Here is a 22,934-nt window from a genome sequence, read left to right on the forward strand (position 1 = left end):
GTCCCACGGTGCTCCCGTTCGTCGGGCGCCCGGGCCGGGCGGCGGGTCCGGGGCGTGTCGCCGTCGTCGTGGCCGACGCCCGGGACCGGGGCGGCCTGCCGTGCACCTTCGAGGCGCCGTCCGGGCCGCCCGGCGGTCTCCTGCGTCCGTTTCCGGACACCGCGAATCGGCCGCTCACCCTGGCCGAGACCGAAATGCTGCGGAATCTTGATGTGGAATTCCGGGGCAATGGACCGCCCGCCGAGCTCTATTCCGAGCCCGTTCGCAACGGCGCGGTCATGCATATGGAGAACATGTGCAGTCCCATCCCGCGGGACATGAGGACCGGCACCATCCAATGGGCCGTCGAGGCCGCCGCCGCGACCGGCGCGGGAATGGCCGAGCGGATCGACGTGACGGGTGTCCGGATCATCGCCGATCCGGCGTTCCACGAGGCCCGTGTGGCCACGGAGGTGGCCGCCCCTGCGCTGTACGGCGCCCTGGCCGCGGCGGCTTCCGTGCCCGCCCGGCCCGCGCGGTCGCGTAGCGTTCACCGGACGCCGCCGGAGGAACCGGTCCGTGTCCTCGGGGTCCTCGGACACCGCTCCGAAGCGGGTGCGCCCGCGCCGAACCGGGGCACGCGGAACCTGTGGAGTTACTCACAGCAATTCCGCGGAACTGACAAAGAGGGCATCGCCCTTCACCAGCGCTGCCAGGTGAATGAGAGGTTGCGCGCACATATGCGGCGCCGGTCGCTCACCTTGCACTGCGGTAACCCGAAGTGGGACCATTTCCGGGTTCCCTGTCGCCCCGAGGTAGGTCACCTGTGTCACAGCACATAGCCAAGCCCCGTACCACCGCAGTGATCCTGGCCGGTGGTACCGGTCAGCGGGTGGGTCTGTCGATCCCCAAGCAGCTGCTGAAGATCGCCGGCAAGGCAGTCATCGAGCACACCCTGACCACCTTCGAGAACGCCGACTCGATCGACGACATCATCGTGCTGATGGCGCCGGGCTACGTGCCCGACATCGAGAAGATCGTCGCCAAGGCCGGGTTCACCAAGGTCAAGAAGATCATCGAGGGCGGCTCGACACGGAACGAGACCACCGAGCGCGCCATCGACGCGCTGGGCGAGGGCCTGGCCGACGGCGAGGACCTCAACGTCCTCTTCCACGACGCCGTCCGCCCCCTGCTGTCGCAGCGTGTCATCGACGACTGCGTGGCCGCGCTCGAGCGTTACCAGGCCGTGGACGTGGCCATCCCCTCCGCGGACACCATCATCGTCACGCGCACCCACGGCCAGGACGGCGAGTTCATCACCGAGATCCCGGACCGCTCCCGGCTGCGCCGGGGCCAGACCCCGCAGGCCTTCAAGCTGTCCACGATCAAGCGGGCCTACGAGGTCGCGTCCGGCGACCCCAACTTCCAGGCCACCGACGACTGCTCGGTCGTGCTCAAGTACCTGCCGGACGTGCCGATCCACGTCGTGGCGGGCGACGAGTACAACATGAAGGTGACCCAGCCGGTCGACGTCTTCATCGCCGACAAGCTGTTCCAGCTCGCCTCCACCGCGGCGCCCGAGCAGAACGGCGACGAGGCCTACCGCGAGCTGCTCACCGGCAAGACCATCGTCGTCTTCGGCGGCTCGTACGGCATCGGCAAGGACATCTCCGAACTCGCCGAGTCCTACGGCGCCAAGGTGTACGCGCTGGGCCGCTCCACCACCGGCACCCACGTGGAGAACCCGGAGGAGGTCGACGACGCGCTGTCCAAGGCGTACGCCGAGACCGGCCGGATCGACTACGTGGTCAACACCGCGGGCGTGCTGCGCATAGGCAAGCTCGCCGAGACCGACAACGCCACCATCGAGGAGGCGCTGAAGGTCAACTACCTCGCGCCGGTGCAGATCGCGCGCTCCTCCTACAAGTACCTGGCGGAGACCAACGGCCAGCTGCTGCTGTACACCTCCAGCAGCTACACCCGCGGCCGCGCCGAGTACAGCCTGTACTCCTCCACCAAGGCGGCCATGGTGAACCTCACCCAGGCGCTGTCCGACGAGTGGGCGGGCGACGGCATCCGGGTCAACTGCATCAACCCCGAGCGCACCGCCACCCCGATGCGCACCAAGGCCTTCGGCCAGGAGCCCGCGGGCAGCCTGCTCTCCTCCGAGGCCGTGGCCCGTACCTCGCTCGACGTGCTGCTGTCGGAGCTGACCGGGCACGTCATCGACGTCCGCCAGCAGGACCCGACGGCGGGCGCCGCGCAGGCCTCCGGCTTCGAGCAGGCGCTGGCCTCCGTTCTGGACCGCCAGGACGGCGTGTAATAATCACCGGTAATCAGATTTAAGGAATTCAGGCCTCTGCGGGCACCCGTTCACCGGGCGTTCGCAGAGGCCTGAATCCGTACACCTCGCAGATCGTCCGCAAACCCGCACCATTCCTGAACAAGACCGGCACTTCCCCTCCCAGAGCAGGTTTCTCCGTGATATCCACCGCTATACGCGTGGCCCGGGTGGGCAGCGCGGCAGAGCTCGCCGCGGCGGCCCTCATGATCCTGGGCTTCCCGGCGCTCATGCTGGCCGCGCTCGTCCCGAGTGTGTACGCCTTCGCGGCCGCGGCCGCCGTGACGTACCTGGCGGACCACTATCTGCACCGCAAGGGCAGCTATCTGATCAACCGCCTCAGCAAGGTGCGGGCCGGCCTGTCGATCCGCTTCCTGATCCGGCAGCTGCTGCTGGTCCTGCTGCTGGCCCGGCTGTCCCTCTCGGACAACCTGATCTTCTACGGTGCCATCGCCTGCTTCATCGCCTTCTACGGCCTGCAGGCCCCGCACGGCGCGCTGGTCACCCTGATCCGCAACCGCCGCCGGATGCCGGTCGCCACCCGCAACGTCGACCTGCAGTCCCGTATCCGCATCCCGGACGCGCCGCCGCGCCGACTGCTGCACCGCTCCGCCGAGAAGATGCTGCACCTCGACCTCGCGGCCGTCGTCGGCCTGCTGGTCTCCGGCGTGATGGACACGGCCGTCGCCGGATTCATCGGCATCGGCGTCACCATCGGCCTGGGCACGATCTACGTGCTCACGCTCATGCCGTACGTACGCGGCCGCAAGACCCCGCCGAACGCCGAGAAGGTACTGGCCGCCGTCGACGACTGGCTGGGCAACTACAAGCCCGAGACGGTGCTGTACTTCTCCGGCTCCAAGGACTCCGCGTACCAGGTCAACATGTGGCTGGAGACGATGGAGCAGCTGGACACCCGGCCGCTGATCATCCTGCGCGAGCGGGTCATCCTGAACAACCTGGCGCCCACCACGGTCCCCGTCGTCTGCGTGCCCGGAGGGGTGCACCTGATGAACATGGACCTGACCACGGTGCGGGTCGCGCTGTACGCGGCGAACGTCGGCAAGAACATCCACCTGCTGCGCGTCCCCACCATGAAGCACGTCTTCATCGGCCACGGCGACAGCGACAAGCTCGCCAGCGTCAACCCGTACAGCAAGGTGTACGACGAGGTGTGGACCGCCGGCCGGGCGGGCCGCGACCGCTACGCCATCGCCGACGTCGGTGTCCGCGACGACGACATAGTCGAGGTCGGCCGCCCGCAGCTCGCCCCGATCCGGACCTGGCAGGGTGTGCCCGAGGGCCGCATCCCGACCGTGCTGTACGCCCCCACCTGGGAGGGCTGGGACGGCAACCCCGGCAACACCTCGATCGTGCTCGCCGGTGAGAACATCGTGAACAGGCTGGTGACGGCCGACCCGCCGGTCCGTGTCCTGTACAAGCCGCACCCCTTCACCGGCACGGTCAGCAAGGAGGCCGGCGCCGCGCACCGGCGGATCACCGCCCTGGTGGAGAAGGCCGCCGCCGAGCGCGCCGCCGACCCGCGCTTCACCGTCGACACCGCCGCCCAGGACCGCGCCAAGGCCGAGCTGGCCCGGATCGAGGCCCGCCTCGCCGAGCTGTCCGGCACGGGCGGCGACAAGGGCGACGAGGCCGAGGCCAGCCGGGACGGTCTGGTCGACGTCGCCCGGCACGAGGAGGTCGCCCGGCTGCGCGCCGAGTGGAACACCGCCTACTGGAGTGCCTTCCCCACCTGGGAGCACCGGGTCATCAAGGGCGCCGAGCCGCGTCTGTACGACTGCTTCAACGTCTCCGACGCGATGGTCTCCGACATCTCCAGCGTGGTGTCCGACTTCATCGCCAGCGGCAAGCCGTACGCGGTGACGGACTCGGCCGAGGTCGGCGTGGAGGAGTTCAAGCGGCAGAACACGGCGGTGCGCGCCGCCGTGATCCTCTCCAACGGCGCGGCCGAGCTGGGCGGGCTGCTGGACGCCGTGCGCGACCCGGCCGCCGACCCGCTGGCCGCCGACCGCAAGGAGCTCAAGCAGTACCTGCTGGGCCCGGACGAGCCGACGTCCATCGACCAGTTCAACGCGGCGGTGGCGGCCCTCGCCCTCAAGTCCGAGGCGCGCAACGCCGGCCAGGAGACCCGTCTGGCCGGCGCCAACGTCGACCCCGCCGAGGCGGCCGAGCTGACGAACGCGGTGCCCGGCCAGCGGCTGCCCTCCGCCGGTGAGTCGGACGGTGTGACCGCCTGACCCCCCGGCTCCGAACGGCCCCCGAGGATTCGCGTCCTCGGGGGCCGTTCTCTTGTTGCGCTCTTACCGCGCACCCTGAGCGGCTCTTACCGCAGCTCCGTACTGTCCGGTACCGCCCGCCGCGAACCGAGCCCGTCCCGCCGCTGTGTGACGTACGCCACTGATCCCGGGTGTTGGGGCAACCGCTCCAGGTGGCTACTCGTCTAACTGACTGCGAATCAGGGGTTTCGGGGGACATGCTCCATAGACCATGGAGAAACGTGACAAGGGGGAAATGTGACCGTCGTGACGCAGCCTGATGTGACCGTGATCATCGGGGCGTACGAGGCGATGCCGTACCTGGTCGAGTGCCTGGCGTCGGTCGAGGCGCAGACCATGGACCCGGGACGCATCGAGGTCATCGCGGTGGACGACGGCTCGACCGACGGGACGGGGGAGTACCTGGAGGAGTTCGCGGCCCGCACCGCGCTGCCGGTCACCGTGATCCGGCAGAAGAACTCCGGCGGCCCCAGCGGTCCGCGCAACGTCGGCCTGGGCAAGGCGTCGGGACGGTACGTGTTCTTCCTGGACGCCGACGACCGGCTCGGCCCCGAGGCTCTCGAGCGCATGGTCGCCATGGCCGACAAGAACGGCACCGACGTGGTCCTGGGCCGCGTCGAGGGAGTCAACCGCACGGCGCCCAAGTCGATGTGGGGCAAGACACTCGACCGGACCGACGTCTTCTCGTCGAACATCAAGTTCACGCTCAGCGCGCAGAAGCTGTTCCGCCGCGAGCTGCTGGAGCGGCACGGTATGCGCTTCGACGAGTCGCTGTGGACCGGTGAGGACGCGCTGTTCACGATGGAGGCCTATCTGCGGGCCGACGGCGTCTCGGTCGTCGCCGACCACACCTGCTACTACCTGGTCGGCCGTGACGACGGCAAGCACGTCACCAAGTCCGGAAGCTACACCCTGCGCTTCGACTCCGCGCGCGCCCTGATGGGCCTGATCGAGCGGATGGTCCCGGCCGGCCCCAAGCGCGACATGCTCATGGTCCGGCCCTTCCTCGTGACCCTGCTGCCGCAGTTCGGGCCCAAGTACCTCAAGGACAGCGAGGAGGTGCGGCGGCACAAGCTCGAGCTGGCCAAGCCCCTGATGGACGCCCACTGGAACCCCGAAGTCGCCCGGCGCCTGAAGGTCCACGAGCGGCTGCGACTGCACCTGGTGGCCATGCAGCGGCCCGAACTCCTGGCGGACGTCGTGGAGTTCGTCCGGGCCAAGAAGCAGGCCGCCGCCGTACTGGAGAAGCGCGGCACCCAGGTCTACCTGCTCTACCCGCACTTCCGCTCCAAGAAGGCCGGCGTCCCCGACTGGGTCTACCTCGCCGAGGACCGTGAGGCCCGTGCCTTCGAGGGATACCGGCAGGCCGCCGCCAACTCGTTCCTGCGACGCGCCCTGCGCAAGGTGCGGCGGTCGTTGCCCAAGATGGGCTTCACGGCGGCGGCCTGATCGGACGGAGAGGCAGGAGCCCCGGATCCTCGGGGCTCCTACTGCCGCCCGCCCTGGAGGGCCCGCTTGATGGGGCGGCCCACCACGCGGCGGGCACGGCGGTAGACACTGGCGGCGGGGGCTGCCTGTGCCGCCTTGGTGCCGGCGTTCGCGGTGGCACCCGTCTTGGTCCTGGCCGACTTCGCTCCCGCCCGCGCCAGCTCCCGGCGCAACTGCGCGTTGTCCTGGGACAGTTCGCTGACCCGGTCGTACAGCCAGCCGAACCGCGTGGTCAGGGAGGCGACGTCCACGTCGTTCCACGGGCGGATGCCCGGCGGGAAGGACAGCGACCGCATCCGCTCCTCGAAGGCCGAGCCGCCGTCGCCGTGGGTGAAGGTGTTCTCCAGCCCGTTCCTGTCCAGGAACGCGGTGAACCGCTCGAAGCGCTCCGCGTGCCCGCCGACCAGCGCCCCGAAGTCGGCCTTCGCGTACAGCCGCGCGGGGTCGGTCGCCTCGGGGTCCCTGGCGACCTCGTCGAGCAGCCGGTGCGGGATGTCGAAGTACCGGCACAGCTCCAGGGTCCGCGAGTCCCCGCACAGCACGGTCGCGGGCGTACCGGCCAGCAGCGCCGCGATGTTGCCGTGGATCCGGGAACCGAAGGAGAAGTCGAACGCCCGCAGGTCGTCGATCCAGGTGAGCGGATCGATGTACACGCGGACCTTGCCCTCCCGGTACATCGGGTGGTCCGGGTGCGTCGGCATCGCGGTCACCTCGGCGTTCGGGTCCGACAGGTCCCGCCAGTGCAGTTGCCGTGCGTCGCTGAGGTTCTGGCCGACGAAGCGCAGGTTCGGATAGCGCTCGTGGGCGCGGGCGACGACCCGGTCCAGGCCCTGCTTCCGCACCGCGCTGTGCGAGCCGTTGACGGCGATCCGCGACTCGGCCGTCAGCTCCGGCGCCTCCTTGCGCACATCGAGCTCGCGCCCGTACATGAACAGCGAGGGGCAGCCGATGACCTCGACGTCCCGGAAGCCCATGTCCTTCAGGTACTGCTCGGTGAACTCGCCCCGCACACCGATCGACGCGCTGCGCTCGAGCACCGCGGCGCAGAACTCGCGCACGGCCGGCTCGATCCGCCTCAGCCGCTCCGGACTGTAGTTCACCCCGGTCTGCGCACCGACCCCGAGGACCACCACGGGGATCCGCAGCCGGCCGATGAGCCGGGTCAGGCGTTTCAGTCCGCCCTCGAAGGACGGCCGGAAGGCGTTGGCGAGGGGGACGACGAAGGCGTCGTACTCCTCGTTGATCCGGCCCGCCGCGGCCGCGTCGCTCCCGATGCCGTTCGAGACCACCTCGGTACCGGGGGTCTCGAGGATCTTGTGGGCGGCGTCGCTGAAGATCAGGTTGCCGGAGTTGGTGGCTATGACATCCCGGTGGAGGGCCTCCTCCAGAGGGACGACGTCGTACGGGCTCTTCCCCGAGCGGAGGAGTATGCGCTTCACGCGGCGAACGTTAGGTGACACACCCTCAAATTAAGTTTGCGCGGACTTTGATTTCTATATGCAACCAGCACAACCTTTTTGCCGTACGCGAAGAGTGATCGTTCGGTCACCAGGGCCTGTCCGGGGGGTGGAACCGACGCGCGCCGATCGATCTCTTTCGCGTAGATTGCCGGGCAGGGCGGCACTCGTGCGAGGAACAGAGGGACAGAGGAGCAAGGTGGCTGGGGCAAGGCAGGCCGTGAGCGAGGCCCGCAGGATCGTCGTCAAGGTGGGCTCCTCGTCGCTGACCACTGCCGCGGGCGGGCTGGACGCCGACCGGGTGGACGCGCTCGTGGACGTCCTCGCGAAGAGCCGCAGTGGGGGAGAGCGGGAGATCGTGCTGGTCTCCTCGGGGGCCATCGCCGCCGGACTGGCCCCGCTGGGCCTGCGCCGCCGCCCCAAGGACCTCGCCCGCCAGCAGGCCGCCGCCAGTGTCGGCCAGGGCCTGCTGGTGGCCCGGTACACCGCCTCCTTCGCCCGTCACGGCGTCCGGGTCGGCCAGGTGCTGCTCACCTCCGACGACATGAGCCGCCGGGCCCACCACCGCAACGCCTCCCGCACGCTCGACAAGCTGCTGGCCATGGGGGCGTTCCCGGTGGTGAACGAGAACGACACCGTCGCCACCGACGAGATCCGCTTCGGGGACAACGACCGTCTCGCCGCCCTCGTCGCCCACCTCGTCCACGCCGACCTCCTGGTGCTGCTGTCCGACGTGGACGGCGTGTACGACGGGGACCCCAGCAGGCCCGGCACCTCGCGGATAGCCGAGGTGCGGGGCCCCGTCGATCTCGAGGGCATCGAGATCGGCAGCGCCGGCAAGGCGGGCGTCGGCACCGGCGGCATGGCCACCAAGGTGGAGGCCGCCCGCATCGCCGCCGCCGCCGGTATCCCCGTCGTCCTCACCAGCGCGATCCACGCGGCCGAGGCGCTGGGCGGCGGCGACACGGGCACCTACTTCCACCCCACCGGCAAGCGCTCCGCCCACCGTCTGCTGTGGCTGCAGCACGCCTCCGCCCCGCAGGGGTCCCTGACCCTGGACGACGGCGCCGTACGCGCGGTGGTGGAACGCCGCACGTCACTGCTGCCCGCCGGGATCGCCGCCGTCGAGGGCGAGTTCAACGCCGGCGATCCGGTCGAGCTGCGGGACGGCACCGGACGCGCCGTGGCCCGCGGTCTGGTCAACTTCGACGCCAAGGAGATCCCCCGGCTCATCGGGCGGTCGACCCGCGAGCTGGCGCGGGAACTCGGCCCCGAGTACGAACGCGAGGTCGTACACAGGGACGACCTGGTGATCCTGCACTCGTAGAACGGAATGCGACGGCAGACTCCGGTGGGGGACGTTCCGTAAAACGGCCACACGAAGCCGTGCGGCCTGCTCAACTTTGCTGAGGGGCGTGTTTCAGGCGCACGCCCCGCGGACGGGCACAGCGTGAAGGAGGCCGTCGTGAGACGAGTGCGCCCAGGTGCGGCGGCGTCCCGCGGTGCTCTGACGAGCGTCGCGGCCGGGGACTCCTACCAGGAGCCCGCCGACCTGCCCCGCCTGTGGCACGTCACCCTCAGCGTCTCCGGGCAGGAGGTCCCCCTGGGGGACCTCAGGCGGGCCCTGGAGCAGCTGGCCCACGACCACCCGTTCCTGCTGACCAGCAGATACGCGAACGACCATGCCGAGATCCGCTACTGGGAAGAGGCCCGCGACCTGCACGACGCCGCCGCCGTCGCGCTGCGCCTGTGGGGCGAGCACCGGCAGACGGCGGGGCTGCCGCCCTGGGAGATCGTCGGCCTGGAGGTCATCGACCGCGAGACCTACCACCAGCGTGTCGCCGAGGGCTACGGACCGCCGCCCGCCACCCCCGTGGGGATTCATCCCTTCTGATCCGTTCTCGGCTCCGTCCGGGCTCCGTCCCAGAGCCTGTCTCGGGGTGTGGGATGAACGGTGAACGCTCCAGAACGGCGCACTACGCTTCCCTCATGACCACGCTCTCGCCGTACGACTCGATGTCCCCGGTCACCCAGGCCGCCTACCGTGCCAAGGCCGCCGCCGCCGACCTCGCGCCGCTGCCGCGCGCCGTGAAGGACGACGCGCTGCTCGCCGTCGCGGACGCCCTGGAGGTCCGCACGAGCGAGATCGTCGAGGCCAACGCCAAGGACGTGGCCAGGGCCCGGGAGAACGGCACCAGCGAGGCCATCGTCGACCGGCTCACCCTCACCCCCGAGCGGGTCCGCGCCATCGCCTCCGACGTGCGCGACGTGGCGAAGCTGCCCGACCCGGTCGGCGAGGTGGTCCGCGGCTCCACCCTGCCCAACGGCATCGACCTGCGCCAGGTCCGCGTCCCGCTCGGCGTGGTCGGCATCATCTACGAGGCCCGGCCCAACGTCACCGTCGACGCCGCCGCCCTCTGCCTCAAGTCCGGCAACGCCGTCCTGCTGCGCGGCTCCGCCTCCGCCTACGAGTCGAACACCGCCCTCGTCCGGGTGATCCGGGACGCCGTCGGAGGCGCCGGACTGCCCGCCGACGCCGTGCAGCTGGTGCCGGGGGAGAGCCGGGAGAGCGTGCGTGAGCTGATGCGCGCCCGCGGGCTCGTCGACGTGCTGATCCCGCGCGGCGGCGCGTCCCTGATCCAGACCGTGGTCAACGAGTCCACCGTCCCGGTGATCGAGACCGGCACCGGCAACTGCCATGTCTACGTCGACGCGGACGCCGACATCGACATGGCGATCGAGATCCTTATCAACTCCAAGGCCCAGCGGGTCAGCGTCTGCAACGCCGCCGAGACCCTCCTGGTCCACCAGGACATCGCCCCCGAGTTCCTGCCGCGCGCCCTGGACGCCCTCGCCGAGGCGGGTGTGACCGTGCACGCCGACGAAAGGGTGATGGCGTACGCCAAGGACTCCCGGGCCACCGTGCTCGAGGCCACGCCGGACGACTGGGACACCGAGTACCTCTCGTACGACATCGCCGCCGCCGTCGTCGACTCCCTCGACCGGGCGGTGGCCCACATCCGGCTGTGGAGCTCCGGTCACACCGAGGCCATCGTCACCACCTCCCAGCAGGCGGCCCGCCGCTTCACCCAGCTGGTCGACTCGACCACGGTCGCGGTGAACGCCTCCACCCGCTTCACCGACGGCGGCCAGTTCGGCTTCGGCGCCGAGATCGGCATCTCCACACAGAAGCTGCACGCGCGCGGCCCGATGGGCCTGCCGGAGCTGACCAGCACCAAGTACATCGTCACCGGCGACGGGCACGTACGGCGCTGACACCGGCCGGACCCCGGCGGAATCCGTGAAAGGTGTCTCACCAGGCGGCCGAATTTCCCCGGCGTCTGCCCAAATTGACCCCTCGCGACTAGGCTGGACCCGTGCCGGAGGACGTGGGGGGCACGCCGTTCTCTGACGGCTGGGAGCCCGACGACGACCACGACCACGGAGTGCCGGACGACGAGTTCGCCTCCGTGGTCTTCGACGAGGCCTTCATACAGGCGGCCGTGGTGCACGAGCCGACCGCCGTGGAACGCCTCCTGGCCGCGGCCCAGGCGAGAGCCGAGGCCTCGGAGGCCGAGGCCCGACGCGCCCACACCAGAGGCGAGGGGTACGACGAGCGGTACAGTCCCGACGGCACCGATCTCGGCCATGATCGGGACCTGGACGACTTCGACGACCCCGAGTTCCTGAGCCACCGCTGGGGTCCCTCACGGCACGGCAAACAGGTCCGCTGGCACCGGCCCGTCGCCTGGCTGCTCGCCCTGGTGATGGGCGTCGGCATGATCGCACTGGCCTTCGCCGCGGTCTACCGGGGGGCTTCCTCGGGCAACCGGGACCAGCTGCCGTCGCCCCCTCCGGCCGGCCTCGAACAGGGCACCGCCGCGGCCCCCGCCGCGTCCGCCGACTCCTCCCCGCCCGCGGTGTCGGCCATCCCGCGCTCACCCTGAGCAGGGCCGGGCATCCTTGGTGAGAACCTGTCAGAACTTGTCGTGTACCAGGGCGTTTACCTGAGGCTCGCGGGACCTACTCTGAAAGTATGGGCGGGCCTGGAGACCCACCTGAGGGGACACCCGAGGGCGCCCCCGGTGGTGGAGAGGACGAGTACCGATCCGTCGTGTTCGACGAATCGTTCGTCCGTGCTGCCCGTCTGCAGGAGTACTCCGCCCAGGAGCGCATGGCCGACCACGCGCCCGCCGTCCGCCGTCGCGCCCCCCTGCGCCGGGGACTCTCCCGGCAGGTGATGATCCTGGCCCTGCTGATCATGGTCGCCTTCGGCACCGCGGTCTACATGGGCGTACGCCACCCCTACGGTTCCTCCGAGGACCGGCGGACCGTAGACCCCCTGCGGATGACCGTCATCCCGCTGGCTCCGCAGGGCAAGGTGCCGGGCACGGCCGACGCCGAGTACCTGTACGCGCACAGCCCCGCCGCACAGTTCGCGGTCGGCGCCGAGGGCATACCGCTGCCCGCCTCCCGGAGCACCGTTCACTTCTCGGACAGCCAGGTCGTGGCCGCGCTGACCACCGCCAAGGACTACATCGTCCGCTCCGCGCTCTACCCCGAGGTCCTCGACAGCAGCGACGTCCAGCCCGCCCGCGCCCTCATCGACCCCGGACAACTCGACCAGTTCGACCAGAGTTTCGAGCACCCCGCCACCGACGGCCGCCACGCTCCCACCGGATGGCTGGTCCGCTTCGACCCCGCCCGCGCCGAGCTGGCCGACCAGAAGGTACGGGTCCAGGGCAGCCTGCAGGCCGCCGAGACGGACTCCTCCACGCTCGAGGTGACCGCGGACCACACGTTCGTCTACGCGCTCCGGCCGGCCGGCGGCGCCGCCAAGGCCCCGGTGTCCCTGTTCACCGTCCGCCGGGAGCTGACCTTCCGCTTCGACCGCGAGGACCTGCGTACGCACCAGGTCCAGCTGGTCGTCTCCTACGTGCAGGCGGGCCCCCTGTCCTGCGCCGAGGACTCCACCAACCACCTGCACCCCCTGCTGGCGGGCCAGACCGCCAAGGCGGGCGGCCCCGCGGGCACGGACCCCTACGCCACGGGCAGTGCGACCGCCCTGTGCGGAACGCTGGCGGCAGGAGCCCAGCCGAAGGTGTGAGGGGCCCGCTACTCGCTACTCGCTCCCGGAGTCCGGCGCGTCCTGCGGCGGCGTCTTCGGCGGCGGCGGGCTGGTGAAGCCGTCGAAACCGCGCCGCACCCGGCCACCCAGGTCCCCGGCCCCGCCGGCGAGGTCGGTGACCAGCTTCATCAGCGGATCCTTGGAGCTCTTCACATGACCGGCGTAGTGCGCCGCCGACTCCCGGAACGAATCACTGACCGAGGTGTCCTTGTCCTCGCTGCGCCGCGGGTAGTGCCCGTCCATGATCCTCTGGTGGTCCCGCGACTCGGCCCACTTCTTCAGCTCGGCCGCCCGGACGGTGGTGAACGGGTGGGAACGGGGCAGCACGTTGAGGATCTTCAGCACGGAGTCACGCAGGTCACCGCCGGACTCGTACTCCTCGGCCTGCTGCAGGAACGCGTCCACGTTCATCTCGTGCAGATGGTTGCCGCCCGCGATCTTCATCAGGCCACGCATCGAGGCCCGCAGGTCCTGCCCCACAAGGAGGCCGGCCCGGTCCGCGGACAGTTCCGACTTGCGGAACCACTCCCGCAGCGCCGTCACGATCGCCATGATCGCGAGGTTGCCGAGCGGTATCCAGGCCACCCGCAGAGCGAGGCTCGTCAGGAACAGCAGGATCGTGCGGTACACCGCGTGGCCGGACAGCGCGTGCCCCACCTCGTGGCCCACGACCGCCCGCATCTCCTCCTCGTCGAGCAGTTCGACGAGGCCCGTGGTGACGACGATGATCGGCTCGTCCAGGCCGATGCACATCGCGTTCGGCCGCGGGTCCTGTGTGACGTACATCGGCGGGACCTTCTCCAGGTCCAGGATGTAGCAGGCGTCCCGCAGCATGTCGTTGAGGTGGGCGAACTGCTGGTCCGAGACACGCACCGAGTCCGACAGGAACAGCAGCCGCAGGCTCCGCTCCGGAAGCAGCCCGCTGAGCGCCTTGAACACCGTGTCGAAACCGCTCAGCTTCCGCAGGGCCACCAGGGCCGAGCGGTCGGCCGGGTGCTCGTAGGCACGGGAGGAGATCCCCGGGAAGCGTCTGCGCTGCCTGCTCGGCACGCCGCCGTCCCCGTGCCCGGTGTGTGCGTGACCGTCGTCGGACATTCTTCCCCCATGCGCGTCTGATGTGCCCCATGTGCCCCCGAGGCAGGCCCCAGCCTAGGCGGAGATACCGTGGACGGGCAGTACAGCCGAAGGAGTCCGTCATGGAGCACATCCCCGCAGCCGCCTGGCTGTCCGAGGCCGCCGACGCCGCCCCCCAGCACGGTACGGGGAGTCTGCTCAAGATCGTACTGGTCGTGATGGTCCTGGGCTGTGCGCTGACCGCCTGGTTCCTGCTGCGCGGGTACAAACGGAAGGACGACTGAGCGGCCCGTGAAGTTCCCCGGCGCCGGCCCCGGCTTCCGGCAACAGCGGAGTCGGCGTGATCGGCCCGGGACCGCCCGCATACGATGAGCCGACATCTTTATCCCGCCCTCCCCCACTCTCGACTTCGCTCGAGCGGGGGGACCCCCATCCGATAGGTCCTGCCGAAGATGAGCCTCCACAGCACCGCTGCCCAGTTGGTCACCGTCGCCGCCGAGGGCGGGGAGCACGGCGGAAACCACGAAAGCCTCAGCCCCTACGTCACCGGCGGCAGCGCCCTCCTCATCCTGCTGCTCCTGCTGTGGATCACCACCCGCTTCAACCGCGACCGCTGAGCCGGACATCCGCCGCGAAGGATCCGGACGCCCGGGATCCGGCGGCCGGAGCTCTCAGGCCGGGCCGGTAGGGTCTGCACGCATGGGAGAGCAGGACATGCCTACCGGTCCGGCGAACGCGACGTCCGACGACACGGTCAAGGCCCCCGAGTACCGGCCGGGCAACGGCCCCGCGCACACGGGCAAACGCCGCCTGGGCGTGATGGGCGGGACGTTCGACCCGATCCACCACGGGCACCTCGTGGCGGCCAGTGAGGTCGCCGCGCGCTTCCAGCTGGACGAGGTCGTGTTCGTCCCCACCGGGCAGCCGTGGCAGAAGAGCCACCGCAAGGTCTCCCCGGCCGAGGACCGCTACCTGATGACGGTCATCGCGACCGCCGAGAACCCGCAGTTCTCGGTGAGCCGTATCGACATCGACCGGGGCGGTCCCACCTACACCGTCGACACCCTCCGCGACCTTCGTGCCCTCAACCCGGACACGGACCTGTTCTTCATCACCGGCGCCGACGCCCTCGCCCAGCTCCTGACCTGGCGCGACAGCGAGGAACTCTTCTCCCTGGCGCACTTCATCGGGGTCACCCGCCCCGGCCACCACCTGACCGACCACGGACTTCCGGAGGGCGGCGTCACGCTCGTCGAGGTACCCGCGCTCGCCATCTCCTCCACGGACTGCCGCGCGAGAGTCGCCAAGGGCGACCCCATCTGGTACATGGTGCCGGACGGAGTCGTGCGTTACATCGACAAGCGCGAGCTGTACCGCGGCGAGTGAGCCGAGAGGGGCACCCGTGAACGAGCGATACGACCCGGGGTACGGGGCGGACCAGTACGAGCTGGTCGGCTACGACGAGTACGGCCAACCTGTCTACCGGCAGGTGCCCACGCAGCAGGCCCCCGAGCAGGCATACGACCAGTACGGCCGGCAGGGCTACGGGTACGACCCGTACGCGACCGGACAGCACGCGACCGGACAGCAGCAGTCCGGGCCGTCGTACGACCCCTACGACACCGGCCCGCAGGCGCCGGCCACCCCGTACGAGCCCTACGGTGCGCAGGACTCCTACGACCAGTACGGCACCGGGCCGCAGCACCCGGGCGGTTCCGCAACGGCGTACGACCCCTACGGGCAGACGGCGGCCGGCGGCCGGCAGCCCCAGGTCGCCGAGCAGACCGCCTACATCCCGCAGCAGACCGGACCGGCCGACGCCGAGGCCGAGGCCGGGGCCGAGGCCGGGGCCGGGGCCGAGGAGGCGAAGACCCCGGCCGGCGCGGAACGGGACTACCGCACCGAGCAGTTCGCCTTCGTCGAGGACCCGGACACCGAGTCCGAGGACGTCATCGACTGGCTGAAGTTCACGGAGAACCGCACCGAGCGCCGCGAGGAGGCCCGCCGCCGCGCCCGCAGCCGGGTCATCGCCCTCGCCGTCGTGCTCGCACTGGTCGCGGTCGGCGGCGTCGGCTACCTCTGGTACGCCGGAAAACTGCCCGGCCTGTCCTCCTCCGGCGCGAAGTCGGGCACCACCACGGCCGCGGGCGCCCAGAAGCGCGACGTGATAGTCGTCCACCTGCACAACACCGCCAAGGGCGGCACCTCCACGGCGCTGCTCGTGGACAACACGACCACCAAGCAGGGCACCACCGTGCTGCTGCCCAACTCGCTCGCGCTGAGCGGCGACGACGGCACCGCGACGACGCTGGCCAAGTCGGTCGGCGACGACGGCTCCTCCGGCACCGTCGACCAGCTGGACACCGTCCTCGGCACCAACATCGAGGGCACCTGGCGCCTCGACACCCCCTACCTGCAGAACCTCGTCGAGCTGGTCGGCAACATCGACATCGACACCAACACCGACGTGCCGGACCCGGACGCGAAGAAGAAGGGCACCTCGCCCCTGGTCCACAAGGGCCAGGACCAGACCCTCAGCGGCAAGATGGCCGTCGCCTACGCCACCTACCGGGCCTCCGGCGAGTCCGAGAACGCCCAGCTGGAGCGGTTCGGCCAGGTCATGCAGGGCGTGCTGCGCAAGATCTCCTCCGATCCCACGGACGCGACCACCACCGTGCAGACGCTGGCGCAGATCCTGGACCCGTCGCTCAGCGACAAGGACCTCGGCACCTTCCTCGCCAAACTCGCCGACCTGGCCAAGGGCGGCGACTACAAGACCACGCTCCTGCCGGTCCAGTCCGACGGCACGCTGAGCGCGCAGACCAGCGGCAGTGTGGTGAAGGACATCCTCGGCGGCACCGCCAAGAGCCCCGAGGCGGGATCCGCGCTCCGGGTGTCCGTCCAGAACGCCACCGGAGTCAAGGACAACACCGAGAAGGCCCGCGTGGTGATCGTCAACGGCGGCTTCACCTTCCTGGAGGCCGGTACGGCGTCCGCCGCCCGCCCGACCTCCCAGGTGGTCTACGCCGACGCCGCCGACAAGGAGAACGCCACCGAGGTCGCCAAGACCCTGGGCCTGCCCGCCGGCTCGGTGAAGAAGGGGACGGTCAGCTCGGGCGCCGACGTCTCGGTGATCCTCGGGCAGGACTACAAACCGTCCTCGTCCTAGGGCGTCACCGGCACCGTCGCCGCCGAAGCACCCCCACGTGACACATCAATCACGTGGGGGTACCCCGGCGGCTCATGAGACCCTTGGTGTCAAGTGACCGCCGACGGAAAGCCAAGTAGTGACCGCCACCGACCGTTCTCTCGAGCTCATCAACACCGCCGCCCAGGCGGCCGCAGACAAGCTCGCCCATGACGTCATCGCCTACGACGTCAGCGACGTACTCTCGATCACGGACGCCTTCCTGCTGGCCTCCGCCCCGAACGACCGCCAGGTCAAGTCGATCGTCGACGAGATCGAGGAGCGTCTCCTGAAGGACCTCGGCGCCAAACCGGTGCGCCGTGAGGGCGACCGCGAAGCCCGCTGGATCCTGCTCGACTACGTCGACATCGTCGTCCACGTCCAGCACAGCGAGGAGCGCGTCTTCTACGCGCTGGAACGCCTGTGGAAGGACTGCCCCGAGATCGAGCTGCCCGCCGACGCCAAGGCCACCCGCGGCAAGGCCGAGGAGCACGCCAGGCTGCAGGCCGCCGCCGACGACGCCGACGAACCGGGCGGGGAGTGGCGATGAGCGCCACCGGTGAGGTGACCGACCGCGAGCGCCGCGGTCGCCGCATCATCCTGTGGCGGCACGGCCAGACCGCGTGGAACCTGGAACGCCGCTTCCAGGGCACCACGGACGTGGAGCTGACCGAGACCGGCACCGGCCAGGCCCGGCGCGCGGCGCGGCTGCTCGCCTCCCTGGGGCCCGACGCGATCGTCTCCTCGGACCTCAAGCGGGCCGTGCTCACCGCCGCCGAGCTCGCCGCCCTCACCGGCCTGGATGTCGCCCGCGACGAGGGCCTGCGCGAGACCTACGCGGGCGTCTGGCAGGGGCTGACGCACGAGGAGATCATCTCCCGGTACGGCGAGGAGTACGCGGCGTGGAAGCGCGGCGAGCCGGTCCGCCGCGGCGGCGGCGAACTGGAGACCGAGGTCGCCGACCGTGCCGCCCCCGTCGTGCTGCGGCACGCCGACAAGCTGCCCGAGGACGGCACCCTCGTGGTGGTCAGCCACGGCGGCACCATCCGGACCACCATCGGCCGCCTCCTGGGCCTGGAGGCGCACCACTGGGAGGGGCTGGGCGGGCTCTCCAACTGCTGCTGGTCCGTCCTCGGCGAGGGCGTGCGCGGCTGGCGGCTGCTGGAGCACAACGCGGGCACACTCCCGGAGCCCGTCCTCGGCGACGACGACTGAGAGCGCGGTCCGGGCGGGCCGGCCGGGCTCGGCGCGGATTTCACTTTCCGGCAGGTCGCAGGCTAAAGTTCTTCTTGTTCGCCCCGCCGAGCGGGGCCGGACAACAAGGGGCTATAGCTCAGTTGGTAGAGCGCCTGCATGGCATGCAGGAGGTCAGGAGTTCAATTCTCCTTAGCTCCACGGATCGGCACTCTGTCGAGTTGTCAAAGATCGGTGATGAGGATCCCGTCCCTCCAGGGGCGGGATTTTCTGTGCTTCACATGCGGACGACCTCCGCGACCTTCGCGAGCGCCCCGTCCGTCGACGGCCACAGCCGCTCCCTGCGGTCGCGCAGCCGGGCGACCTTCTCCCGCGCCTCCTCGCTTTCCGGGGTGTACGTCACGATCCGGCACTCCGGCATGCCGTCGACCGACATCGAGAGCGACGTCATCCTCATCTCGCCCACCGCCTCGTGACGGAGCGTCTTCACCCGCGGCCCCGGCGGTAGCACCTCGCCGCTCGCCCACAGCTCGGCGAAGCGCGGACTGGCCGCCGACAGCCTGCGTATGAAGTCCTCCCAGGACGGCTCGCCGACGTGTCTGCCGTACGACGACCGCAGCGTCGCCACCATCATCGGCAACTCGCGCTCCCGGTACACCATGGGGCACCTGTCCTCGGGGAACGTGAACAGCGTCCACAGCGCGTTCGGCACACCCGTCCCGGCGGTCTCCGGCATGACGAACAGGTCGTGGTAGGCCGGATTGGTGGCGAGGATGTCGTACCGCGAGTTGTAGACCGCCGCCGGAAGCGGGTCGAGGGCGTCGATGACGCGCCGCACTTCCGGCCCGACCGTCTGCGTCAGCCGCTCCGGGGCGGGGGCGAAGGGAACCTCCGCCAGACGGTAGAGATGCTCCCGCTCCGGCAGATCGAGCCGCAGCGTGCGTGCCACGGCGTCCAGGACCTGGGCGGACGCGTTGATCGGCCGGCCCTGCTCCAGCCATGTGTACCAGGTCACCCCCACGCCCGACAGCTGGGCGACCTCCTCGCGGCGCAGGCCCGGTGTGCGGCGCCGGAAGCCCGGTGGCATCCCCACGTCGGCCGGTGTCACCCGGGCACGCCTGCTGCGCAGGAAGGCGGCCAGCTCCGGTCGGCGCCGCTGTGTCGTCCCCATCGTCACGTCCCCCATCGTCACGTCCCCCATCGTCGACGCCCGGCTCGTCCCCTGCCAGGTGCTGTCGGTACCAGCATCGCCGGGCACTCGGCACCGGTACCGACGCGTCGCCAGGCTCGACGGCATGACGACAACACCGGGGACCGAACCGGGTTCCGTACCCGCTCCGACTCCTGCGATCAGTAGAGCACCCGCCACTGACAACCGGCCCGGACCGACTCTGGCGATCGTGCTCACGGCCCAGTTCATGGCCGTGCTCGACGTGTTCATCGCGAACGTCGCGGCTCCCACCATCGGCACCGGACTCCATGCCTCCGGAGCGGACCTGCAGCTGGTCATCGCCGGTTACACCATCACCTACTCCGTCCTGCTGATCACCGGCGCGCGCCTCGGCGACCGGCTCGGGCACGGGCGGGCGCACCTCGCCGGACTCGCCCTCTTCACCGCGGCCTCCCTGGCCTGCGGACTGGCCCGGGGCGCGACGCAGCTGATCGTCTTCCGGCTGGTCCAGGGAGCAGGGTCGGCGGTGATGATCCCGCAGGTGCTCAGCCTCATCCAGCGCGGCTTCACCGGCGAGGCCCGGGCGCGGGCGATCGGCGCCTACTCGGCGGTCCTCGCGGTCGGTGCGGCGGCCGGCCAGGTCGTCGGCGGTGTGCTGATCAGCGCCGATCTGTTCGGCGCCGGCTGGCGGCCGGTGTTCCTCGTCAACGTGCCGGTGGGCGTCGTGCTGCTGGCCGTGGGCGGGCGTGTGCTGCCGCGGGGCGGCGCGGGCCGGCCGGAGCGGGCGCGCCCCCTGGACCTGCCGGGGCTCGCGCTGCTGGGCGCCGCCGTCTCGCTGCTCACCGTGCCCCTGGTGCTCGGGCAGGAGGAGCACTGGCCGCTGTGGTCCTGGCTGTCGCTGGCCGCGGCCGCCGTCCTGTTCGCCGTCTTCTGCGGATACGAGTCCCGGCTCGCGCGACGCGGCGGCGCCCCGCTGATCGCGCCGCGTGTCCTGCGTCACCCCGGCATGGGCCTCGCCGTCTTCCGCATCCTCGCCGTCATGGCCGTCAACGCGGGCTTCATGTTCACGCTGACGCTCCACGTCCAGGGCGGCCTCGGCTACAGCGCCCTGCGCGCCGGACTGACCTTCGTGCCGACCGCCGTGGCCTTCGGCGCGATCGGCCTGACCTGGCGCTCCTGGCCGGCGTCCTGGCAGCGGTGGCTGACCCCGGCCGGGTTCGCGCTGGCCGCGCCGGCCGTCGCGGGGGTCGGCCTCGTGCTCAAGGACGGCGGTGGCGGCGGGGCCTGGCTGTACCTTGCCTTCACCGGGGTCGGGGCCGGGATCGGGCTCGCCTTCAGCCCGACGCTGACGGGTGCCCTGGCCACCGTGCGGCCCGAGGACGCGGCGGACGCCAGCGGTCTGCTCGCGACGGTGGCGCAGCTCGGCCAGCTGATCGGCGTGGCGGCGTTCGGCACACTGTTCCTGAACCGGCTTGAGTCACTTGGGGCCCCGGAGGCGTATACCTCCGCGAAGGCGCTTTCAGTGTGCGCGTGGGCGCTGGCCGGCACGGCGGCGGTGGGTGCCGTGTCCGGACTGGTACTGAGGCGTCGCTGACCGTATTGGTCCGGCCGTGGCAGAATCAAACGGCCGGAAGGGGGCGCGGCCCGACGGGAGGGAGTAGCGATGCCTGCGAGCATCCTCGAGGAGGTCGACCACCTCCTCGGTGCGGCGGTGATACGGGACACGGCCACCCGGCTCAGCTGCCCTTCCTGCGGTTCCGGTCACGTGGCGCAGGTTCTCGGCGACAACGGCGGGATCTCCTACGTGTGCACGGCCTGCGGCCACAGCTGGAGCTGATCGATGGGTGCACACAGGCGGAAGTGCGACTGGTGCGGGAGCGGCACGCCCATCGTCAGGGACATGGAGCCGCTCAATCCCGACTACCAGTACTGGTGCGAGGAATGCGCGCGGGCGCTGATCATAAAAGGCGACCCGATCGAGACGTACCGCGAACTCGAGGGCGAGCCGATCTACGGCCGTCTCCTCGAGGAGCACTGCACGCTCAAGCGGTTCTACTCGTTCGTCACGGCCTGATTCCCGCCGGGCCCCGGCAACGATGTCCGGCGAGCCCCAGGAAGAGCAGGCCGGCCCCGGCGTAGAGGGCCGACAGCGCGAACTGGGCAGGCTCCTGGTGCAGTTCGGGCCGCCCGGGGCCGTGCGGCACCCACCACAGGGCGTACGAGCCGAAGACCAGTGCCGTACCCGCGGCGCCCGCGCGGTGTCCGTCCGTCCACAGCAGCACCACCAGGGGCACGCACCACACCCAGTGGTGCGACCACGACACCGGGCTGACCAGCAGCGCGGTCACCGCGCAGACGACCACGGCCCACGCCCGCTCGCCGCGCAGTTCCGCCGCGACCGCCGAGGCCAGCCCCAGCAGGGCCACCAGCGCCGCCGTGGCGACCCACACGGTTCCCGGGTCCGGCGTGTGCAGCAGTCGCGCCAGAACTCCGCGCAGGGCCTGGTTCGCGGTCTCCTCGGTGCGGCCCACCCGGCTGGTGCGGAACACCATGCTGGTCCAGAACCGCCACGAGTCGCCCGGCAGCAGCGCCGCCGCCAGCAGCGTCGCCCCGGCGAACGCCACGGCCGCCCCGCGCGCGTGCCGCAGCCAGGGCCCTGTGCCGTCGCCCCTGAACCGCGCCACGGCGCCGGTGGCCAGCAGGAACACCGCGAACAGCGCGGGCGTCAGCTTCACCGCCGTGGCCAGCCCCACACCTGCTCCCGCCCAGCGGGCCCCGGGGCGGCGTGAGAGGTCCCACAGCACCAGGACGGCGAGCAGCAGGTTGACCTGGCCGTAGCGCATGGTCGTCCACACCGGCTCGCACCACACGGCCACGGCCGCGATCCACCAGGCGGCGTCCTCGCGCGCGTGGCCCACGAGGCGCAGCGACAGCCGCGCGAGCACCACCAGCAGCGCGAGGTTCACCGCCGTCGCCAGGGCGCGCAGGAGGCCGGTGTCCGGCAACGTCAGCGGTGTGAACAGCAGGGCCGCGAACGGCGGGTAGGTGGTGGGCAGACGCGCGGCGGTGGTCCGCAGCGCGTACAGGTCGCCGCCCGCGCGGACGGTCGCCCCCTCCGCCCGGTACACCATCAGGTCGATCATCGACACGTGCGCGGCCCGCTGCACGATCCAGTACGCCGTGAAAGAGACCAGGCACGCCCCGAGGGCGGTCGACGTACGGCGGTGGGCTGCGGAGGGCGCGATCACGGGCACGAAAGCCGACATTAGCGCCCATACGCACCCGGAACGGAAACGATTTGGTACTGCACCCCTACGACCGTGTAATGTTGGCGTCGCCGCCAGGGAAACCGGGCGACACGGTCGACATGCGGCTCCGCCGCATGGGGGCAAGGGGCTATAGCTCAGTTGGTAGAGCGCCTGCATGGCATGCAGGAGGTCAGGAGTTCAATTCTCCTTAGCTCCACATAAAACAAAGGCGGATCACTCGATCGAGTGGTCCGCCTTTGGTCTATTCCGGATTTCGGCGGATTTCGGCAGGCGCATGGCAAACGGCGGGCCACCCGTGCACTCGGGTGGCCCGCCGTATCCGCGTTCAGCGGCCTCAGCGGCCTCAGCG

22 protein-coding genes and 2 tRNA genes are annotated in these 22,934 nt (G+C 70.6%); 20 read left to right on the forward strand and 4 right to left on the reverse strand.

Translation table 11 applies throughout. From position 1 onward, the window contains the following. Window positions 1-8 precede the first annotated feature (8 nt). The 4 genes from ACWC21_RS00940 (at window position 9) to ACWC21_RS00955 (ending at window position 6,066) form a co-directional block, all read left to right on the forward strand. Window positions 9-821, forward strand: a complete 813-nt coding sequence (locus ACWC21_RS00940) for a hypothetical protein (RefSeq protein ID WP_450876707.1) — start codon at window positions 9-11, stop codon at window positions 819-821. After that, the gene (locus tag ACWC21_RS00945; protein ID WP_450876709.1) at window positions 806-2,302 is read left to right on the forward strand and encodes a D-ribitol-5-phosphate cytidylyltransferase; all 1,497 of its coding nucleotides are present in this window, start codon (window positions 806-808) and stop codon (window positions 2,300-2,302) included. Before ACWC21_RS00940 ends, ACWC21_RS00945 begins: the two co-directional genes overlap by 16 nt. A gap of 158 nt (window positions 2,303-2,460) precedes the next feature. Then, window positions 2,461-4,578 (forward strand): hypothetical protein, encoded by a 2,118-nt coding sequence (locus ACWC21_RS00950; protein WP_450876710.1) that lies wholly within the window; start codon window positions 2,461-2,463, stop codon window positions 4,576-4,578. A gap of 276 nt (window positions 4,579-4,854) precedes the next feature. Further along, window positions 4,855-6,066, forward strand: a complete 1,212-nt coding sequence (locus ACWC21_RS00955) for a glycosyltransferase family 2 protein (RefSeq protein WP_450876712.1) — start codon at window positions 4,855-4,857, stop codon at window positions 6,064-6,066. A gap of 38 nt (window positions 6,067-6,104) precedes the next feature. On the opposite strand, the gene ACWC21_RS00960 is transcribed toward ACWC21_RS00955, so the two are convergent. Further along, window positions 6,105-7,544 (reverse strand): polysaccharide pyruvyl transferase family protein, encoded by a 1,440-nt coding sequence (locus tag ACWC21_RS00960; RefSeq protein ID WP_450876713.1) that lies wholly within the window; start codon window positions 7,542-7,544, stop codon window positions 6,105-6,107. A 238-nt stretch (window positions 7,545-7,782) separates the two neighbouring features. On the opposite strand from ACWC21_RS00960, the gene proB reads away from it, so the two are divergent. The 5 genes from proB to ACWC21_RS00985 all read left to right on the forward strand — a co-directional run bounded on the left by proB (window position 7,783) and on the right by ACWC21_RS00985 (window position 12,669). After that, on the forward strand, window positions 7,783-8,889 hold the full coding sequence (proB, locus tag ACWC21_RS00965) for a glutamate 5-kinase (RefSeq protein ID WP_450877021.1): 1,107 nt from the start codon (window positions 7,783-7,785) through the stop codon (window positions 8,887-8,889). A gap of 138 nt (window positions 8,890-9,027) precedes the next feature. Then, window positions 9,028-9,456, forward strand: a complete 429-nt coding sequence (locus ACWC21_RS00970; protein WP_450876715.1) for a hypothetical protein — start codon at window positions 9,028-9,030, stop codon at window positions 9,454-9,456. A 95-nt stretch (window positions 9,457-9,551) separates the two neighbouring features. Beyond that, complete coding sequence (locus tag ACWC21_RS00975) at window positions 9,552-10,838, forward strand: glutamate-5-semialdehyde dehydrogenase (RefSeq protein ID WP_450876717.1); 1,287 nt, start codon at window positions 9,552-9,554, stop codon at window positions 10,836-10,838. Window positions 10,839-10,939: 101 nt separating this feature from the next. After that, on the forward strand, window positions 10,940-11,509 hold the full coding sequence (locus tag ACWC21_RS00980; RefSeq protein ID WP_450876719.1) for an SCO2584 family spore wall biosynthesis protein: 570 nt from the start codon (window positions 10,940-10,942) through the stop codon (window positions 11,507-11,509). An 89-nt stretch (window positions 11,510-11,598) separates the two neighbouring features. Further along, window positions 11,599-12,669, forward strand: a complete 1,071-nt coding sequence (locus tag ACWC21_RS00985) for an SCO2583 family membrane protein (protein WP_450876721.1) — start codon at window positions 11,599-11,601, stop codon at window positions 12,667-12,669. Window positions 12,670-12,684: 15 nt separating this feature from the next. On the opposite strand, the gene ACWC21_RS00990 is transcribed toward ACWC21_RS00985, so the two are convergent. Continuing rightward, window positions 12,685-13,785 carry a M48 family metallopeptidase gene (locus tag ACWC21_RS00990; RefSeq protein ID WP_450876723.1) on the reverse strand — a complete coding sequence of 367 codons (1,101 nt, stop codon included), beginning with the start codon at window positions 13,783-13,785 and terminating at the stop codon, window positions 12,685-12,687. A gap of 101 nt (window positions 13,786-13,886) precedes the next feature. Here ACWC21_RS00990 and ACWC21_RS00995 point away from each other — a divergent pair, with 101 nt between their 5' ends. The 7 genes from ACWC21_RS00995 (at window position 13,887) to ACWC21_RS01025 (ending at window position 18,346) form a co-directional block, all read left to right on the forward strand. Further along, window positions 13,887-14,048, forward strand: a complete 162-nt coding sequence (locus tag ACWC21_RS00995; protein ID WP_450876725.1) for a hypothetical protein — start codon at window positions 13,887-13,889, stop codon at window positions 14,046-14,048. Between the two features lie 168 nt (window positions 14,049-14,216). After that, complete coding sequence (locus ACWC21_RS01000) at window positions 14,217-14,381, forward strand: hypothetical protein (RefSeq protein ID WP_450876727.1); 165 nt, start codon at window positions 14,217-14,219, stop codon at window positions 14,379-14,381. 82 nt (window positions 14,382-14,463) lie between these two features. Continuing rightward, complete coding sequence (nadD, locus tag ACWC21_RS01005; RefSeq protein WP_450876729.1) at window positions 14,464-15,150, forward strand: nicotinate-nucleotide adenylyltransferase; 687 nt, start codon at window positions 14,464-14,466, stop codon at window positions 15,148-15,150. Between the two features lie 16 nt (window positions 15,151-15,166). Further along, window positions 15,167-16,933, forward strand: a complete 1,767-nt coding sequence (locus ACWC21_RS01010; RefSeq protein ID WP_450876731.1) for an LCP family protein — start codon at window positions 15,167-15,169, stop codon at window positions 16,931-16,933. Between the two features lie 118 nt (window positions 16,934-17,051). Further along, on the forward strand, window positions 17,052-17,501 hold the full coding sequence (gene rsfS / locus ACWC21_RS01015; RefSeq protein ID WP_450876732.1) for a ribosome silencing factor: 450 nt from the start codon (window positions 17,052-17,054) through the stop codon (window positions 17,499-17,501). Beyond that, window positions 17,498-18,166 carry a histidine phosphatase family protein gene (locus tag ACWC21_RS01020; protein WP_450876734.1) on the forward strand — a complete coding sequence of 223 codons (669 nt, stop codon included), beginning with the start codon at window positions 17,498-17,500 and terminating at the stop codon, window positions 18,164-18,166. The genes rsfS and ACWC21_RS01020 overlap by 4 nt, the downstream gene beginning before the upstream one ends. 107 nt (window positions 18,167-18,273) lie before the next feature. Further along, window positions 18,274-18,346: transfer RNA gene (locus tag ACWC21_RS01025), tRNA-Ala, on the forward strand. Window positions 18,347-18,422: 76 nt separating this feature from the next. On the opposite strand, the gene ACWC21_RS01030 is transcribed toward ACWC21_RS01025, so the two are convergent. After that, window positions 18,423-19,331 (reverse strand): helix-turn-helix transcriptional regulator, encoded by a 909-nt coding sequence (locus tag ACWC21_RS01030; RefSeq protein WP_450877023.1) that lies wholly within the window; start codon window positions 19,329-19,331, stop codon window positions 18,423-18,425. Window positions 19,332-19,545: 214 nt separating this feature from the next. On the opposite strand from ACWC21_RS01030, the gene ACWC21_RS01035 reads away from it, so the two are divergent. From ACWC21_RS01035 to ACWC21_RS01045, 3 genes are all read left to right on the forward strand, one after another. Continuing rightward, window positions 19,546-20,910, forward strand: coding sequence for an MFS transporter (locus tag ACWC21_RS01035; RefSeq protein WP_450876736.1), 1,365 nt, complete (start codon window positions 19,546-19,548; stop codon window positions 20,908-20,910). A gap of 69 nt (window positions 20,911-20,979) precedes the next feature. Continuing rightward, window positions 20,980-21,153: a hypothetical protein gene (locus tag ACWC21_RS01040; protein ID WP_388787189.1), complete on the forward strand. Its 174-nt coding sequence runs from the start codon at window positions 20,980-20,982 to the stop codon at window positions 21,151-21,153. Window positions 21,154-21,156: 3 nt separating this feature from the next. After that, window positions 21,157-21,390: a hypothetical protein gene (locus tag ACWC21_RS01045; RefSeq protein ID WP_019523121.1), complete on the forward strand. Its 234-nt coding sequence runs from the start codon at window positions 21,157-21,159 to the stop codon at window positions 21,388-21,390. Here the strand turns inward: ACWC21_RS01045 and ACWC21_RS01050 are convergent. After that, complete coding sequence (locus ACWC21_RS01050; protein ID WP_450876739.1) at window positions 21,380-22,582, reverse strand: glycosyltransferase 87 family protein; 1,203 nt, start codon at window positions 22,580-22,582, stop codon at window positions 21,380-21,382. The two genes, ACWC21_RS01045 and ACWC21_RS01050, sit on opposite strands and share 11 nt — an antisense overlap. A 126-nt stretch (window positions 22,583-22,708) precedes the next feature. Between ACWC21_RS01050 and ACWC21_RS01055 the strand changes: the two genes are divergently transcribed. Beyond that, window positions 22,709-22,781 (forward strand) — tRNA-Ala (locus tag ACWC21_RS01055). The last annotated feature ends 153 nt before the right edge of the window (window positions 22,782-22,934 follow it).

This window comes from Streptomyces sp. NPDC001348 (assembly GCF_053597535.1).

What these genes read in the sequence shown, in the direction of transcription:
- ACWC21_RS00975 (WP_450876717.1), top strand. Translation starts at nt 9,552, where the DNA reads ATGACCACGCTCTCGCCGTACGACTCGATGTCCCCGGTCACCCAGGCC.
- ACWC21_RS00985 (WP_450876721.1), top strand. Translation starts at nt 11,599, where the DNA reads ATGGGCGGGCCTGGAGACCCACCTGAGGGGACACCCGAGGGCGCCCCC.
- ACWC21_RS00990 (WP_450876723.1), bottom strand. Translation starts at nt 13,785, where the DNA reads ATGTCCGACGACGGTCACGCACACACCGGGCACGGGGACGGCGGCGTG.
- ACWC21_RS00995 (WP_450876725.1), top strand. Translation starts at nt 13,887, where the DNA reads ATGGAGCACATCCCCGCAGCCGCCTGGCTGTCCGAGGCCGCCGACGCC.
- ACWC21_RS01000 (WP_450876727.1), top strand. Translation starts at nt 14,217, where the DNA reads ATGAGCCTCCACAGCACCGCTGCCCAGTTGGTCACCGTCGCCGCCGAG.
- nadD (WP_450876729.1), top strand. Translation starts at nt 14,464, where the DNA reads ATGGGAGAGCAGGACATGCCTACCGGTCCGGCGAACGCGACGTCCGAC.
- ACWC21_RS01020 (WP_450876734.1), top strand. Translation starts at nt 17,498, where the DNA reads ATGAGCGCCACCGGTGAGGTGACCGACCGCGAGCGCCGCGGTCGCCGC.
- ACWC21_RS01030 (WP_450877023.1), bottom strand. Translation starts at nt 19,331, where the DNA reads ATGGGGGACGTGACGATGGGGACGACACAGCGGCGCCGACCGGAGCTG.
- ACWC21_RS01040 (WP_388787189.1), top strand. Translation starts at nt 20,980, where the DNA reads ATGCCTGCGAGCATCCTCGAGGAGGTCGACCACCTCCTCGGTGCGGCG.
- ACWC21_RS01045 (WP_019523121.1), top strand. Translation starts at nt 21,157, where the DNA reads ATGGGTGCACACAGGCGGAAGTGCGACTGGTGCGGGAGCGGCACGCCC.
- ACWC21_RS01050 (WP_450876739.1), bottom strand. Translation starts at nt 22,582, where the DNA reads ATGTCGGCTTTCGTGCCCGTGATCGCGCCCTCCGCAGCCCACCGCCGT.